The sequence below is a fragment of the Rhodococcus sp. NPDC057135 genome (assembly GCF_042670865.1).
In the GTDB taxonomy this organism is placed as follows: domain Bacteria; phylum Actinomycetota; class Actinomycetes; order Mycobacteriales; family Mycobacteriaceae; genus Rhodococcus_F.
Genome location: NZ_JBHUUU010000009.1, coordinates 133,647 through 147,415, shown reverse-complemented (window position 1 = coordinate 147,415; position 13,769 = coordinate 133,647). Strand labels below are relative to the sequence as shown.

The window sequence follows — 13,769 nt, the reverse complement described above, 5'->3', positions numbered from 1 at the left end:
CGTCAAGCTCCTCAGATGTGGGAAGTGCGCCGAACGGCTCAGGCCCTACCGCCGATATTTGGTGGTAACAGACGAGTCTCGGTCGTTGCTGACGATCTTGGCGAAGCATTGATCGTTGGCAATCCGCTTCGAATCGCACCACCCGTTGGCCGCATCTGCATCCGCAAACGTCAAGCCTGCGACAGTGATCCACCAACCACGGAGATCGAAGGTCCGCCATTCGTCACTCCACAGCAGTCGCACCTCCGGATACATGAGACGAAGTTCGAGATGCTGGCGCAGGATCTGGGCAGCAGTCCAATGCACCTGAGCGCCATTGATATCCGCTGCATCGAGTCCCACCCGCTTGGAGGAGATCTGAGCCACCCACCTGTTCGAGAGGTCACCGGCGACAAACGGACGATCGGCGTCGGCCTGAGCCCGGAGGGCGTCGAGGCTCGCAGATTCGACGTCGCCCGTTGTCGGCTGTGCGCTGCGTGTGGGTCGGATCGGCGTATTGGTGTCACTTCGCGATGCCGGCCCGGATGTCAGGTTGGTATCACTCGTCCCTTCGTCCTCACACTCGACGAGTTGAGCACCTGACGCTCTCGAATTGGTCAGACTCGAAGACTCACCGAGAGTGTTCGGCAGCCTCCAGAAACTGCCGAGGTCGTACAGGAACTCGCGTTGGATCGAGTTCGTCGTGTTCGTCCCATCCGTTCGGGGAAGATAGATCGGCGCATCGGAGAAGTCGAACACCGCCGATGCAACGCTCTGGCCGGTGTCGGTGATCGACACACGAAGCGCGTCGGTGGAGACGATGTCTCCGCCGGGACATGATGCTTTCATCTCCATTCGAACGACGAGACCCTCTGCCTGCGTGCGGTATTCAACCGGCTTCAGGGTCGGCGTCCGTCCGCATTTCGTGACGTACTCGTCGCTTCCGTCGACTTCAGGGACAGCGGGCAGTTTGCCTGGCGCTCCCGACGGTCCGCCGGTCGGTGGGTAGTAGACGAATTCGTCATTGGAGATCGAGGCGAGTCCGTTGTGTGCCTTCGACCATGACCAGTGGTTGGCGTGGGAATCGAGTGACCAACTGATGGAGCCGTCGTCGAGTTCGACGGCAACAACCCTGCCGTCGTTGGGATGGAGGAGAATTCGCTCACCGTCCGAGACCGAGTAAGCGAAGTAGTCACCGATCTTGGTCGACCACAACTGCTCCCCGGTGTCGATTCGGAAGGCCGAAAGTGTGTCCGAGTCGTTGCCCAGCACGATGTCGCCGACGATTCTGTGTAGCGAGAAGCGATCACCGCCGGTGACCGACCACAACTCGGTGCCGTCACTGATGTTGTACGCGCCATGCGAACCGATGTACGGACGAGAGTTCGATGCCGAGACAAGCCACGGTGATGCCGGTGCATCTTCGCCCACTCGAAATCTCTCGGCCCCGTCACGGTCGGACACGATGCTGGAATAACCGTCCGACGGAAATGGCATCTCGCAGAGGACGCCGGCAAATCCCTGACCTGGAAGAGCCTCGTAGCCACCGAGATTCGGATTCGAAAGCAGCGCGCCATCGACCGCGTTCAGCGCCGTCGATCCGATGCTCGAGTAATAGACGATGCCGTCCACGATCTCGAACGAATGCGAATCCCCGGATCCGACGCAGTCGGTTTCCTGTGGAGTTGTCGTTGTCCACGCCGCGTCGAGGTCGTTGGGGGTTCCGCGCGAAATCACTTGCCCGGACTGGTTGCCGCCCACGGTGAAGAGTGCCCCGTCGGAAACCTCGACCAGGGTGGCTGTATCTGTGTCGACACTCGAACGAATCGTCCCCGAGTCGAGTGAGAAGGAAACAACTCGAGCGGCTCCACCAAGGTTCCTGACGACACAAGGTAGAGCTGCATCGATCGCAGCGGTCGCACACGACACCGTGCCGGCGACCGGTGTTTGCCATCGAATGGATCCGCTTTCGGCGTCGACAGCAACGAGTTGGGATTGCTGACCCTGTTGTGGTCCGACCGTAGTGATCAGAGTCTGTCCCAACTCGATGAATCTTGCCGTTCCATAGCTCGCACCGAGCGAATCCGGCCACAGAAATCTTCCGCCAGGCAGAACTTCGTCAACGTCCAACGACCACCCTGGCGTCGGCCGAGTGGGGTAGGTGTTGACCAGCTGGCCTGCCACCGGTCCGTCGGTGTGTCCCGACCGGAGAATCGTGACAACGGTGACGGTGCCCGCGGCGAGGGCTGCGACGGCGGTAAGAGCCGCAACGGCAACAATCCATCCCCGGCCACGAGATCGAGTGGCCGGCGGATGCCCGGCAACCGGAGCCTGCATTGGCGGGGGCGGCGGGGGCGGCGGGGGCGGCAACGTCATCGGCTGTGACTCCCTCTGTCGATCATTCGTCCGCCAGGCAAAGCACTACGACCGGACTCTCTTTACGAACCCAATCGGCGGTGCACGCAGATGTGGACGAACCGCGGCTGACTACTCGGTGTGTGGCGCTGCTCGAGTTGCACGAGATCGGACTGACATACGTCTCGCTTGTCCCGTCGCCCTTGTCCGCCCCGAGCCTTCGGACGATGCAGTCACCCACCGAGGCATTGGCGATTACCGTCGCCGTGTCGCTTCCGCTGTACGTCGGCGCTACCGTCCTGGATGTGGTGGTCGGATACGTCGCACTCGACGATTCAGATGTGTAGTAGAGAGAAGAGGCGCTGTCGTAGTCGTCGAACGCACGGGTGAAGGCGTTGGCAATGAGAAACATCCACACGATCGACAGCACCAGAAGTGCGGTGAAGATGTAGCCGATCACCAGACCGGCGATTGCGAGTCCTCGCCCCTGCTCACCGTTTCGCTTGATCTGCGCCAGCGAAATGTGGCCGAGCACGATTCCGACCGGCGCCAGCACGAGCGCCCCAACCAGGGCTGCAATTGCGAAACCGTTGGTGGTCGGCGGTTGGTAAAGAACGCCTTGCGGTTGCGCATTCCAGTACTGCTGCTCGCTCTCGGGCGGCAGTGGTGGAGGAGGGGGCGGTGGCGGTGGCGGAGGGGGCGGAAGGGTCACCGAGAAGGCCGTCGATAGCGCATTCCGTGAATCTAGCGAGGCCTCACAGGCCTGTCTGTCGTCCGTTCGGAGGACTGATGCAGAGGGGCTGAAGTGTGAAGAGTGTTAACCGGCGAGCAGGCTCAGCCGCCGTAAACCTCGGGGTCCAGGGTGCCGATGTACGGCAGATCGCGGTACCGCTCGGCGTAGTCGAGGCCGTAACCGACGACGAACTCATTGGGGATGTCGAAGCCCACGTCGCGGACATCGACGTCGATCTTGACCGCGTCGGGCTTGCGGAGCAATGTGACGACCTCGAGCGAAGCGGGGTTACGCGTCTTGAGGTTGCGCATCAACCACGACAGCGTCAGACCGGAGTCGATGATGTCCTCGACGATCAGCACGTGGCGACCGGCAATGTCCTTGTCGAGGTCCTTGAGGATGCGGACGACGCCCGAAGACGAGGTCGAGGATCCGTAGGAGCTGACGGCCATGAATTCCATCTGCGACGGGATCGGCAGGGCGCGGGCGAAGTCGGTCATGAAGAAGACCGCTCCCTTGAGGACGCCGATCAGCAGGAGATCCCCTTCGGGGGCGCCTGCCGGGTAACGCTTGGCGATTTCCTCAGCCAGTTCCGCCGTTCGTGCACGGATCTGTTCTTCGGAGATCAGTACCGATGCGATGTCGCCCTCGTACACGCGTCAAACCCTTCGTCGGTCTTCGAATCCGAGGATCAGCCTGCCACGTCGCCGGGCCGCCACCAACCTCGCCTCCGGTGTTCCGCCGCCGATCGCGACGCCGCCTTGCCCCCGCCAGTCGGTCACCAGGGCGTCGACTGAGCGTAACTGTTTGTCCGTCAATGCTTTTGCGCCGCCCTGCAGCAGCCAGGCGCGCAGAGCGCGTCGACGGATTGCGGTGGGCGCTTCGGCAAGTGTGTCCACTTCCACTTCCCCGTCGACGACAACCCGTAGGAGTAGGGCCTCGGCGTACTCGTCGAGCGCCTCACCGTCCTCACGCAACTGCGTCGCGGTTCGGGCCAACGCTTCCGGAACTCCCCCGCCGAGAATTTCTTCGAGCAGCGGCAACGCCTCGTGCCGCAGACGTACGCGAGTGAACTCGGGATTGTTGTTGTGAGGGTCTTCCCACGGCGTGATTCCCAGGTCGACGCAGGCCGCCCTGGTCACCGATCGACGGATGCCGAGTAGCGGCCGTCCCCAGGGAGCGTCGAATGCCGTCATACCTTGAATCGATCGCCCACCGGACCCGCGGGAGAGTCCGAGCAGTACGGTCTCGGCCTGATCGTCGAGCGTGTGTCCGAGTAGAACCGGGAGGTCAGTTCTGGCGCCGCGCAGGGCGTTGTACCGAGCCTCACGCGCGGCGGCTTCGAGACTCCCACCATCGGCTACGTCGACGGTCAGGACCGTCGCGGTCCGGCAACCCAGCGCCAGCGCCTGGTCTGCGGCCGAGCGTGCGACGGCATCGGAACCGACTTGCAGGCGATGGTCCACGATCAATGCGTCGACCGATTCGGTTTCCGCCACGGCTGCTGCGGTGAGCGCCAGCGAATCGGCTCCCCCGGACAGGGCGACGACCACGCGGCGTCGTGGCTCATACGAAACCATCCAGGCCCGCACGGCCTGTCGCAGCGCGAGTAGAGCAGGAGTCTCAGGCAGCAGCATCTAGCCGAGAACGCGCTTCACCCACGCGTCGGGGTTGTCGATCTCGTCGAGCAACGGCAGGGTTTCCGGCCCGGTCCAGATGGTGTTGAACTGCTCCATGCCGACCTTGAGGACCACCGCGTCGACGAAGGCCTTGCCGCGTACGTACTGCGCCATCTTGGCGTCCATGCCGAGCAGCATCTTGATGATCCGCTGCACGGGGTTGGACTTGCGCTGCCGACGCTTGTCGAAGGCCGCGCGGATAGTTGACACCGACGGCACCACAGCGGGACCGACGGCGTCCATCACGTGGTCTGCATGCCCTTCGAGGAGGGTGCCGAGTACGAGCATCCGGTCCAGCGCGTCACGCTGGGGTTCTGCCTGCGAGGCACGCAGCAGTCCGATGATGCCGCCCGCCGTCGCACCGTCACTGGAGTCGGGTTCCTTCCGCGAGCGCAGCTCTGCAGCAAGGCGACCGACAACGTCGGTCATCGACTCGTCCACCGTCGCACCGAGCGTTTCGACGGATTCCTTCATGTAATCCGCGAGCCAGGGCGAGGACGAGAACTGGACCCGGTGCGTGACCTCGTGCAGGCAGACCCACAACCGGAAGTCGCTCGGGTTCAGCCGAAGGGACCGTTCGACGGAGACGATGTTCGGTGTGACCAGAAGCAGCGTGCCGTGCTCACCGGTGAACGGGTCGTACTGGCCGAGGATCGCCGAAGACAGGTACGCCAGCATTGCGCCGGCCTGCAGGCCCGCCGGCTTTCCGACGATGAGATTGCCACTGCCGTCGGGGTCGGCGCCCGTGAGATGCGCCATCGACCGCGAGGCTGCCGTGATCCACCCGGCCCGGTCCAACACGTCAGCGGCTGGGACCGGAAGACCGTCGGCCAAACCGGTCACTTCACGAACCGGCAGTTCTGCGCGCTTGGATGCTTCGGCGAGTTCTGCCGTCGCAGTCTCGGCCGTGTAGCGCGACATCGCGGGGCCGCCACGCGCCAGCTTTATCCCGGCTTTGGCGGCCAGACTCCAGTCGACGGCACCACCGAGCGGAGCCGAGGCTTCATCATCTTGTGGAGTCTTTTCGGCCACTATTGGCACCCGCAATTCCTCAATGCTCCGGCAATCGCGTCCAGGGCAGGACGGCTCACTTCTGGCGGCCGGTCATTGGACATCAGTGCGAAGGTGAGCACTCGCCCGTTCTGATCGACCACGAACCCTGACAACGCACTGGCCGTCGAGAGAGTTCCCGTCTTGGCCCGTACCCAACCCGCACCGGTTCGGTTTCCGGACGCGTAGCGGTCGGACAAACTTCCTGTTCCGCCGGCCACCGGAAGGTAGTCCAGCAGCGGACGCAGTTTCGGATCACCGTCACCGGCCGCAGCCGTCATGACCCGATCGAGTACCTGAGCAGGAATGAGATCGTCGACGGACAGCCCGCTGGAATCGTGCAACGAAACTCCGGTGTAGTCGAACCCGGCCGCCTGCAGGGTCTTGCCGGTCGCGTCGACTGCTCCGGTGAACGAGGCTTCGATTCCGGAGGCAATCGCGACCTCACGCCCGATGGTCTCGGCGAGCACGTTGTCGGAATGTTCCATCATCTGCAGCAACCGGTCGCTCAGCGGTGCCGACTGCACGGTCGCGATCGGCTTGGCACCGGCAGGCGCGGCGCCGAGACTCACGTTGGCGGGATCGACACCGAGCGCCTGAGCGAGAACCTTGCCCGCGTCCAACGCGGGAGTTTCCGAACGCGGTGACTCGTCTTGAGTGCCGTCGTACCGACCGCCTTCGATCATCACCGATTCGATCGGGGTGATGTAGCCCGCCGCGATGTCAGCAGGGAACCAGCCGGTGGCCATGTTGTCGCCCTTGAACAAGCTCGAGTCCACCACGACGCTGGTCACCGGCGTACCGGCAGCCTTGATCTGGTCGACGAGATCCGCGATGTGAGCGGCATTGGCGTAATACCCGCTCTGCCCCTTCGGCGTCGCGGTCAGCGTCGGGTCACCACCGCCGACCAGAACGACCTGCCCGGGGCTCGTTCCGGGAACCACCGTCGTGGACAGCCGGTGGTCGAGCGGCAACTTCAGTAGTGCCGCCGATGCGGTGAGCACCTTCGTCGTGGACGCGGGCGTCATCGGCGTCGACGGGTCTGCGCTCCACAGAATGTTTCCGGTGAGCGCATCGGCGACAACTCCAGTGAACTTCCCCAGATCCGGGTTTGCGACAGCCGCGCCGATCGCCGCTGCGATTCCCGACGCGCTCGGAATCGGTGCGTCCGTAGGGACGGGCACCACCTGGGGTGACGGTGTCACGAGCGCAGGCTGCGGCGACGTAGTCACGGTCGCACTGCCGGCAGTGTCGTTCGACGTACCGAGTTTCACGACGACAACTCCGGCGACGGCCAGTACAACCACTGCACCGACCGCCAGAAGGATGCGGAAGTTACGCCGTCGACTCTCTTCCAACGAGCCGATCTTCTTCTTTCCTTGGCCCGCCAACGCCCCTCCGTCTGTGCTCTGCCTACTGGGTGGTCAGGCAACCTTATCCTTGACCCGATATCCTTCCGACGAATCATTACCGACACGACAGCGAGGAATCGGCGTGGAGTTCGACGTCACCATCGAGATCCCCAAGGGTCAGCGCAACAAGTACGAGGTCGACCACGTAACCGGTCGCGTCAAACTCGATCGCTACCTCTACACAGCTTTCGGCTACCCGGCCGACTACGGCTTCATCGAAAACACCCTGGGTGAGGACGGCGATCCGCTCGACGCCATGGTCCTGCTCCCCGAGTCGGTCTTCCCCGGCGTCATCGTCGAGGCTCGCGCAGTCGCGATGTTCAAGATGGTCGACGAGGCCGGCGGAGACGACAAGGTCCTCTGCGTTCCGGCCGGTGACCCCCGCTGGGATCACATCCAGGATCTGGGTGACATCTCGCAGTTCGAGCTCGACGCGATCAAGCACTTCTTCGTCCACTACAAGGACTTGGAGCCGAACAAGCACGTCGAGGCAGCCAACTGGGTCGGCCGCGCCGAGGCAGAGGCCGAGATCGAGGCTTCGATCAAGCGTCTCGCCGCCAACGGCGGTCACTGAGCTCAAGTTCTCAGGCCTTACGAAAATCCCCGCACATCGGAAGATGCGCGGGGATTTTTTGTGCTGTTTTTTACTCGCCCTGGAAGTTCCTACTCACCCTGGAAGACCGGCGGGCGCTTTTGGAAGACGGCGGTGATGGCCTCGGTCAGATCCTGCGAAGGCAGGAACGCCGCGTTCCAGGCTGCGACGTAGCGAAGGCTGTCGTTCACGCTCGCGCTGCGGGTGTGATCGAGCACGTCCTTGATGCCGTGGACGACGAGCGGCGGGTTGAGGGCAATCTCCTTCGCAGTTTCGCGCGCCGCGGCCAGCACTGCGTCGGCATCTTCGAAAACGTCATTGACGAGACCGATCTTCTCGGCGCGCGCTGCGTCGATGTCCTTGCCGGTCAGAGCCAACTCACGCAGGTGTCCGTCGCCGATGATCGCGGGCAGACGCGCGAGGCTGCCCATGTCTGCGACGATCGCGACCTTGACCTCACGGATGCTGAACTTGGCGTCGGCGCTCGCGTAGCGGATGTCCGCTGCAGTGATGAGGTCGACGCCGCCGCCGATACACCAGCCCTGAACGGCTGCGACGACGGGCTTGCGGCAATCTGCGACGGCATTGATGCCCGACTGCATGCGCTTGATCATGTCGTGGAACTTGGTGCGCGGGCCTGCCTGAGCCTTGTCCGCGAGGACGGCACCAAATTCACCGCTCATCGCCGGCAGGTCCAGGCCGAACGAGAAGTGCTTGCCGGATCCGGCGATGACGATTGCGCGTACCTCGGGGTCGGCGTCGAGGTCGGCGAAGATTTCGGGGAGTTCACTCCAGAAATCCGGCCCCATCGCGTTGCCCTTGCTCGGCCCGATCAGCGTCACCTGGGCGATGTTGTCTTCGCGCTCGACGGTGAACGCATTCCAGCTCTTCTGTTCAGTCATTACTCAAGAGTAACTAAAGCTCGGGCTCAGCCGAAGACCCTGCCCTACCGAAGACGCTGCCTTCAGCTGAAGATTCCGGCCTCGTCAAGTACGAGCACTACGAGGGTGACGGCCATCAGGGCAAACATGATCAGCATCGCCATCCTCGCCGCCCGCTCACTGGTCGGCGGGAAAACGCGCTGGGCGGGATGCTCAGCCACGTACTCGGACAAGGACATGGTCCTGGCACGTGAGCGTGTCGGATTCTGTACCGCTGCTGTTGTAGCCATGTCGGTGATCCTTTCAACTACGCAATCTCAGTCAGGTACCCCAAAGGTGAAGTACCCGACTGAGTTCGACTTCTCCAATGTAGACCCGCAGACCAAAGAAGTCAGCGTGAGTTCGGTGCGAATTACCTGAGAGTTAGTCCACACAGGGGATACCGCCATTCGCGTCGGCTCGGATGGGTGATCCCTGCGCTCCCGTATCGGGAACGGTGCCGGCCGATACCGACGGACCGGGTTGCACCGGAGCGGCCGAGAACGCGGTCTGCGCATTGTCCTCACCGATCAGTACAGACACTGATTCGGCCGCTGCCTGCTCGTTCGACACCGCGACCACACCCAACTGCTCGGCCAGCGCCTCTGCGACGGCTTTGGCGCCGACCCCATAGCTGACCACCGACTTTGCCGTCGGAGCTGCGGTGCTCACCTCCCCGACCTCGACTCCCGACGCTTTCATCGCCGACGCCAACGCGGCACCCAACCCGTCCGTCGCGGTTCCGTTGCGGATGCCCACAACTTCGTTCCCGGTCGAGATCGCGGTGTCCATCGCAGGTGCAGATGCCGAGTCACCTCCCGCGAAGATCCTCGACACTTCACTACGCAGACGTGCCGGATCGACAGTGTTGACGTCCTGGCCGTCGACGGTCTCGTATCCCTCGATGGGCAGGGTGTAGAAGTCGATGTTCCCACCCGCGAGAGCGCTTGCCTGAGAAGCGAATCGGACGGGATCCATGGCGGAATCGATCACCACGTCCTTCTTCACCACGTCGGCCAGTGCCGTCATCTTCGGAATGTTGCCTATGACGCCGGAGCCCTTCAGATTGGCAATCACCGCACTGATGAATGCCTGCTGCCGGTGCGTGCGATCCAAGTCCCCGTTGTCCAGACCGTGGCGTTGACGGACAAACGAAAGCGCCTGTGACGCATCGAGAGTCTGGACCCCGGCCGGGAAGCTGGCGCCCGAGAAGGCATCCTGCACCGGATTGTTGAGGCACACCTGAACGGGGCCGATGGCCGAGACGACGTCGTAGAAGCCCATCAGGTTCACCTCGGCAAAGTGATCGATCGGAACCTTGAGCAGATTCTGCACGGTGGTCAGCGTCGAGCGCCTTCCGACTTCGCGTGCTTGTTGTTCTCGTGCAGCAGGATCCGTCACACCGTCTGCTACGAGTTTGGCGTCCGCATCAGCCTTCGCCATTCCGTAGGCTTCCTTGATCTTGGCCATTCCGTAGCCGGGTACCGCGACGTAATCGTCGCGTGGGATCGCCACCGCACTGGCCTTGCCACCGTCACCCGGAACATGGAGCAGGATAAGCGTGTTGGTGTTGTACCCACCCACATCGCTGTCCCCCGCGTGCAACTTGTCGGTGACGAACTCAGCCGGCAGATCGCTGCCGTCCATCGCCTTGCGACTGTCGAGCCCGATCAACAGGATGTTGGTATCCCCGTCGAGTGAACTACCGGCGTCGTCACCGAGGGCGGAGAGCGCGTCCGATCGATACAGCCCCGACGTCAGATCCGACTGCACGTACCAACCGATTCCGACGCCGACCAGAATCGTCGTCGACAGGGACGCGGCTGCCAGCCTGCGCCCCACCGAGAGCGTCGACCGCTGCGGTGGACGCCTACGTCTGTGCCTGGTTGCCGAGTGTCGAGGTCGCGGTTCCACGGCCGACACGCTATCCAGCGTTCCTGAGGAGAACCTGTCGATACCGGACAGGGCTGGTCATTGGCTGAAAAAACGCTGAGAATGAAGTCCGAATTGGGCGAATCTGCTCTAGGCTCCGCCCTGTGGACCGCCGACGCTTCCTCAGTGCCCTCGCAGCAGCAACTCTGACCGGAACCGCCGCGGTGACCATGGGAACCGCTTGTTCGTCACGTTCGGTCGGCACGGCTATCGCCGCAGCCGACGAACCAGCAGATGCCGTGCCCGGCGCGGAACTCCCGCCTGCGTTGTTGCCGCCTCCACCGCCGTCCGCGCGGGTGGCGCTGCCCGCCGGCGGATCTTTGACGGCGTTACCGGGCGGCGGGGATCTGTTCGCGCTGACGGTTGACGACGGGGCCAGTTCCGAAGTCGTCCGCCTCTACACACAGTTCGCAAAAGACACCGGCATCCGTTTGACGTACTTCGTCAACGGGCAATACAACTCGTGGACCGAAAACGCCGGACTCCTGAGGCCGCTGGTCGAGAGCGGGCAGATTCAGCTCGGCAATCACACCTTCTCGCACCCGGATCTGACGTCCGTGTCGAAGCAGCAGATCGCCGAGGAGCTGACGAAGAACGGGACTTTCCTGCGCAACACCTACAGCGTGGACGCGGCACCGTATTTTCGGCCGCCGTACGGAAGGCACAACGCGACAGTCGATTCCGTGGCCGCGAGTGTCGGATACACCATGCCCACCCTCTGGTACGGATCACTGTCGGATTCTTCGTTGATCACCGAGGAGTACATCCTGCAGATGGCGAACCAGTACTTCAATCCGGGGGCGATAGTGATCGGGCACCTCAATTACCTGCCCGTGACCCACGTGTATCCGCAACTGGTGGACATCATCCGGAGCCGGAACTTGCGAACGGTCACGCTCGACGATGTGTACCTGAAGCCGTGACGACGTGGTGACCGCCGCCGAAAACGGGGTCCCGGCCGAAAACACGGCTCCGTCTGTGAAACAACGCACCGAGGCCTGGCTGCTCGCGGACATCACCGAGGAACCCGCCGGACATCTGGGGCCACACCGGATGGCGCCGAAGAAGGAGAAGCGCCACCCGTGGTGGAAGGTGATGTGCCTGACGGGTGTCGATTACTTCTCCACTCTCGGTTACCAACCCGGTATCGCGGCACTGGCGGCCGGCACGTTGGCTCCGATCGCGACAGTCGTATTGATCCTGCTGACGCTGTTCGGTGCGCTGCCGGTCTACCGGCGTGTGGCTCGCGAGAGTCCGCACGGCGAGGGTTCGATCGCCATGCTCGAGAAGCTGCTACCCAAGTGGCGCGGCAAGATCTTCGTTCTCGTGCTTCTCGGCTTCGCGGCCACCGATTTCCTCATCACCATGACGCTCTCGGCCGCCGATGCGACGGCGCACCTCGTCGAGAATCCTTTTGCACCAACATTTCTCTCCGGACACACAGTCGCCGTCACCCTGGTTCTGCTCGCGCTACTCGCCGCGGTATTCCTCCGCGGATTCACCGAAGCAATCGGTATCGCGGTCGGATTGGTCGCCGTCTACCTCACATTGAACGTGGTGGTCATCTCCGTAGGTTTATGGCACATCGCGACCGCGCCGTCGTTGGTCACCGACTGGACGCGCGCCATGACCACCGAACACGGAAATCCCGCGATGATGATCCTGATCGCGCTGATCGTCTTCCCGAAGTTGGCGCTCGGCCTGTCCGGCTTCGAAACCGGGGTCGCGGTCATGCCGCAGATCAAGGGCGATCCGCACGACACCGAACAGAATCCACGTGGCCGCATCAAAGGTGCACGGAGCCTGCTCACCACAGCGGCGCTGATCATGAGCGGATTCCTGCTGACGTCGAGCCTGGTCACCACCATTCTGATCCCGGAGAACGAGTTCCAACCCGGAGGCGCTGCCAACGGTCGCGCGCTTGCATTCCTCGCACACGACTATCTGGGTGAGATCTTCGGAACCGTCTACGATCTCAGCACGATCCTGATCCTCTGGTTTGCCGGTGCGTCGGCGATGGCAGGGTTGCTCAACCTCGTCCCCAGGTATCTCCCCCGCTACGGCATGGCGCCGTCGTGGGCCCGCGCCGTGCGTCCGCTGGTCCTCGTGTTCAGCGTCATCGCCATCACCGTCACCATCTACTTCGATGCCGGTGTCGACGCTCAGAGTTCCGCGTACGCAACCGGCGTCCTCGTACTCATCTCGTCGGCGACCGTCGCCGTTGCCCTGTCTGCTCGCAAACACGGACAGCGAAAACTGTTCGTGGGGTTCAGTTTTGTCGCGGTGCTATTCGTATACACGACGATCGCGAACATCTTCGAACGCCCGGACGGTGTGAAAGTGGCGTCGTTCTTCATCGCCGCGATCATGGTGGTGTCCTTCCTTTCCCGGATCTCGCGAGCCTTCGAACTTCGCGCCACCTCTGTCGAATTCGACGAGACTGCGCTGCGATTCATCACCGAGGCAGCCGAGAAGGGCTATCTCGCTGTCGTGGCGCACGACGTCGACCGCCTCGACGAGGACGAGTATCGGCAGAAGGAATCGCAGCAGCGCGCCGAAAGCAACATCCCCGATGGCGAGTCGATCATCTTCATCGAGGTCAACGTCACGGACTCCTCCGAATTCAGCACCGACCTCCTCGTCCACGGGCGACAGCGCGGTGAGCACCGGATTCTGTGGGTCGACAGTCCTGCCGTCCCGAACACCATTGCGGCGGTTCTCCTGCGGACGAGGGACATCACCGGCGTGATTCCCGACGTCTACTTCGAGTGGACCGAGGGAAACCCGATCATGTACCTGCTCCGCTTCCTGTTCATCGGTGAGGGCGAAACCGCTCCGGTGACCCGTGAGGTCCTTCGCCGCGCCGAACCCGACCAGTCCCGCCGGCCACACGTCCACGTCGGTTGACGCGGCAAACGCGAGTAGAGGGTTGGTCCAGGCCATGCCCCAGGAAGATCGCACAGAAAGAAGTGCTGCGTGCCTATATTCAGGCGAAACTCGCGGATATCACATCTTGCGTGCGAGGCTCGCCCTGAAATCCATTGCGATGGTGCGGATCTATAGGACGATCGGCCCCCGCTGCACCCACACGTCGAAGCGACTGGCTAGCGCAGGTTC

Annotated in this window: 12 protein-coding genes; 3 read left to right on the top strand and 9 right to left on the bottom strand. The window is 62.9% G+C overall.

The window, feature by feature from the left end:
- Positions 1 to 45: 45 nt before the first annotated feature.
- From ACFT1A_RS18530 to dacB, 6 genes are all read right to left on the bottom strand, one after another.
- The gene (locus ACFT1A_RS18530; RefSeq protein WP_378448159.1) at positions 46 to 2,355 is read right to left on the bottom strand and encodes a PQQ-binding-like beta-propeller repeat protein; all 2,310 of its coding nucleotides are present in this window, start codon (positions 2,353 to 2,355) and stop codon (positions 46 to 48) included.
- 22 nt (positions 2,356 to 2,377) lie between these two features.
- Positions 2,378 to 3,046, bottom strand: a complete 669-nt coding sequence (locus ACFT1A_RS18525) for a DUF4190 domain-containing protein (protein ID WP_378448158.1) — start codon at positions 3,044 to 3,046, stop codon at positions 2,378 to 2,380.
- A 122-nt stretch (positions 3,047 to 3,168) separates the two neighbouring features.
- The gene (gene hpt / locus ACFT1A_RS18520) at positions 3,169 to 3,723 is read right to left on the bottom strand and encodes a hypoxanthine phosphoribosyltransferase (RefSeq protein ID WP_019746778.1); all 555 of its coding nucleotides are present in this window, start codon (positions 3,721 to 3,723) and stop codon (positions 3,169 to 3,171) included.
- Positions 3,724 to 3,726: 3 nt separating this feature from the next.
- Positions 3,727 to 4,704: a tRNA lysidine(34) synthetase TilS gene (tilS, locus tag ACFT1A_RS18515; protein ID WP_378448157.1), complete on the bottom strand. Its 978-nt coding sequence runs from the start codon at positions 4,702 to 4,704 to the stop codon at positions 3,727 to 3,729.
- Positions 4,705 to 5,778, bottom strand: a complete 1,074-nt coding sequence (locus ACFT1A_RS18510; protein WP_378448269.1) for a zinc-dependent metalloprotease — start codon at positions 5,776 to 5,778, stop codon at positions 4,705 to 4,707.
- Positions 5,778 to 7,187 (bottom strand): D-alanyl-D-alanine carboxypeptidase/D-alanyl-D-alanine-endopeptidase, encoded by a 1,410-nt coding sequence (gene dacB / locus ACFT1A_RS18505; protein WP_378448156.1) that lies wholly within the window; start codon positions 7,185 to 7,187, stop codon positions 5,778 to 5,780. Before dacB ends, ACFT1A_RS18510 begins: the two co-directional genes overlap by 1 nt.
- A gap of 103 nt (positions 7,188 to 7,290) precedes the next feature.
- On the opposite strand from dacB, the gene ACFT1A_RS18500 reads away from it, so the two are divergent.
- On the top strand, positions 7,291 to 7,782 hold the full coding sequence (locus ACFT1A_RS18500) for an inorganic diphosphatase (RefSeq protein WP_003941181.1): 492 nt from the start codon (positions 7,291 to 7,293) through the stop codon (positions 7,780 to 7,782).
- A gap of 89 nt (positions 7,783 to 7,871) precedes the next feature.
- Here ACFT1A_RS18500 and ACFT1A_RS18495 read toward each other — a convergent pair whose 3' ends face one another.
- From ACFT1A_RS18495 to ACFT1A_RS18485, 3 genes are all read right to left on the bottom strand, one after another.
- Positions 7,872 to 8,702 (bottom strand): crotonase/enoyl-CoA hydratase family protein, encoded by an 831-nt coding sequence (locus tag ACFT1A_RS18495; RefSeq protein WP_378448155.1) that lies wholly within the window; start codon positions 8,700 to 8,702, stop codon positions 7,872 to 7,874.
- A 62-nt stretch (positions 8,703 to 8,764) separates the two neighbouring features.
- Positions 8,765 to 8,971 (bottom strand): hypothetical protein, encoded by a 207-nt coding sequence (locus tag ACFT1A_RS18490; protein WP_378448154.1) that lies wholly within the window; start codon positions 8,969 to 8,971, stop codon positions 8,765 to 8,767.
- A 133-nt stretch (positions 8,972 to 9,104) separates the two neighbouring features.
- Complete coding sequence (locus ACFT1A_RS18485; RefSeq protein ID WP_378448153.1) at positions 9,105 to 10,634, bottom strand: LCP family protein; 1,530 nt, start codon at positions 10,632 to 10,634, stop codon at positions 9,105 to 9,107.
- Between the two features lie 188 nt (positions 10,635 to 10,822).
- Here ACFT1A_RS18485 and ACFT1A_RS18480 point away from each other — a divergent pair, with 188 nt between their 5' ends.
- The gene (locus ACFT1A_RS18480) at positions 10,823 to 11,575 is read left to right on the top strand and encodes a polysaccharide deacetylase family protein (RefSeq protein ID WP_378448268.1); all 753 of its coding nucleotides are present in this window, start codon (positions 10,823 to 10,825) and stop codon (positions 11,573 to 11,575) included.
- Positions 11,576 to 11,579: 4 nt separating this feature from the next.
- Positions 11,580 to 13,559: an amino acid permease gene (locus tag ACFT1A_RS18475; RefSeq protein WP_378448152.1), complete on the top strand. Its 1,980-nt coding sequence runs from the start codon at positions 11,580 to 11,582 to the stop codon at positions 13,557 to 13,559.
- Positions 13,560 to 13,769 lie beyond the last annotated feature (210 nt).

Excerpts from the sequence above, each read along its gene's own strand:
- ACFT1A_RS18530 (WP_378448159.1), bottom strand. The coding sequence starts at position 2,355 with ATGACGTTGCCGCCCCCGCCGCCCCCGCCGCCCCCGCCAATGCAGGCT.
- tilS (WP_378448157.1), bottom strand. The coding sequence starts at position 4,704 with ATGCTGCTGCCTGAGACTCCTGCTCTACTCGCGCTGCGACAGGCCGTG.
- ACFT1A_RS18495 (WP_378448155.1), bottom strand. The coding sequence starts at position 8,702 with ATGACTGAACAGAAGAGCTGGAATGCGTTCACCGTCGAGCGCGAAGAC.
- ACFT1A_RS18490 (WP_378448154.1), bottom strand. The coding sequence starts at position 8,971 with ATGGCTACAACAGCAGCGGTACAGAATCCGACACGCTCACGTGCCAGG.
- ACFT1A_RS18480 (WP_378448268.1), top strand. The coding sequence starts at position 10,823 with ATGGGAACCGCTTGTTCGTCACGTTCGGTCGGCACGGCTATCGCCGCA.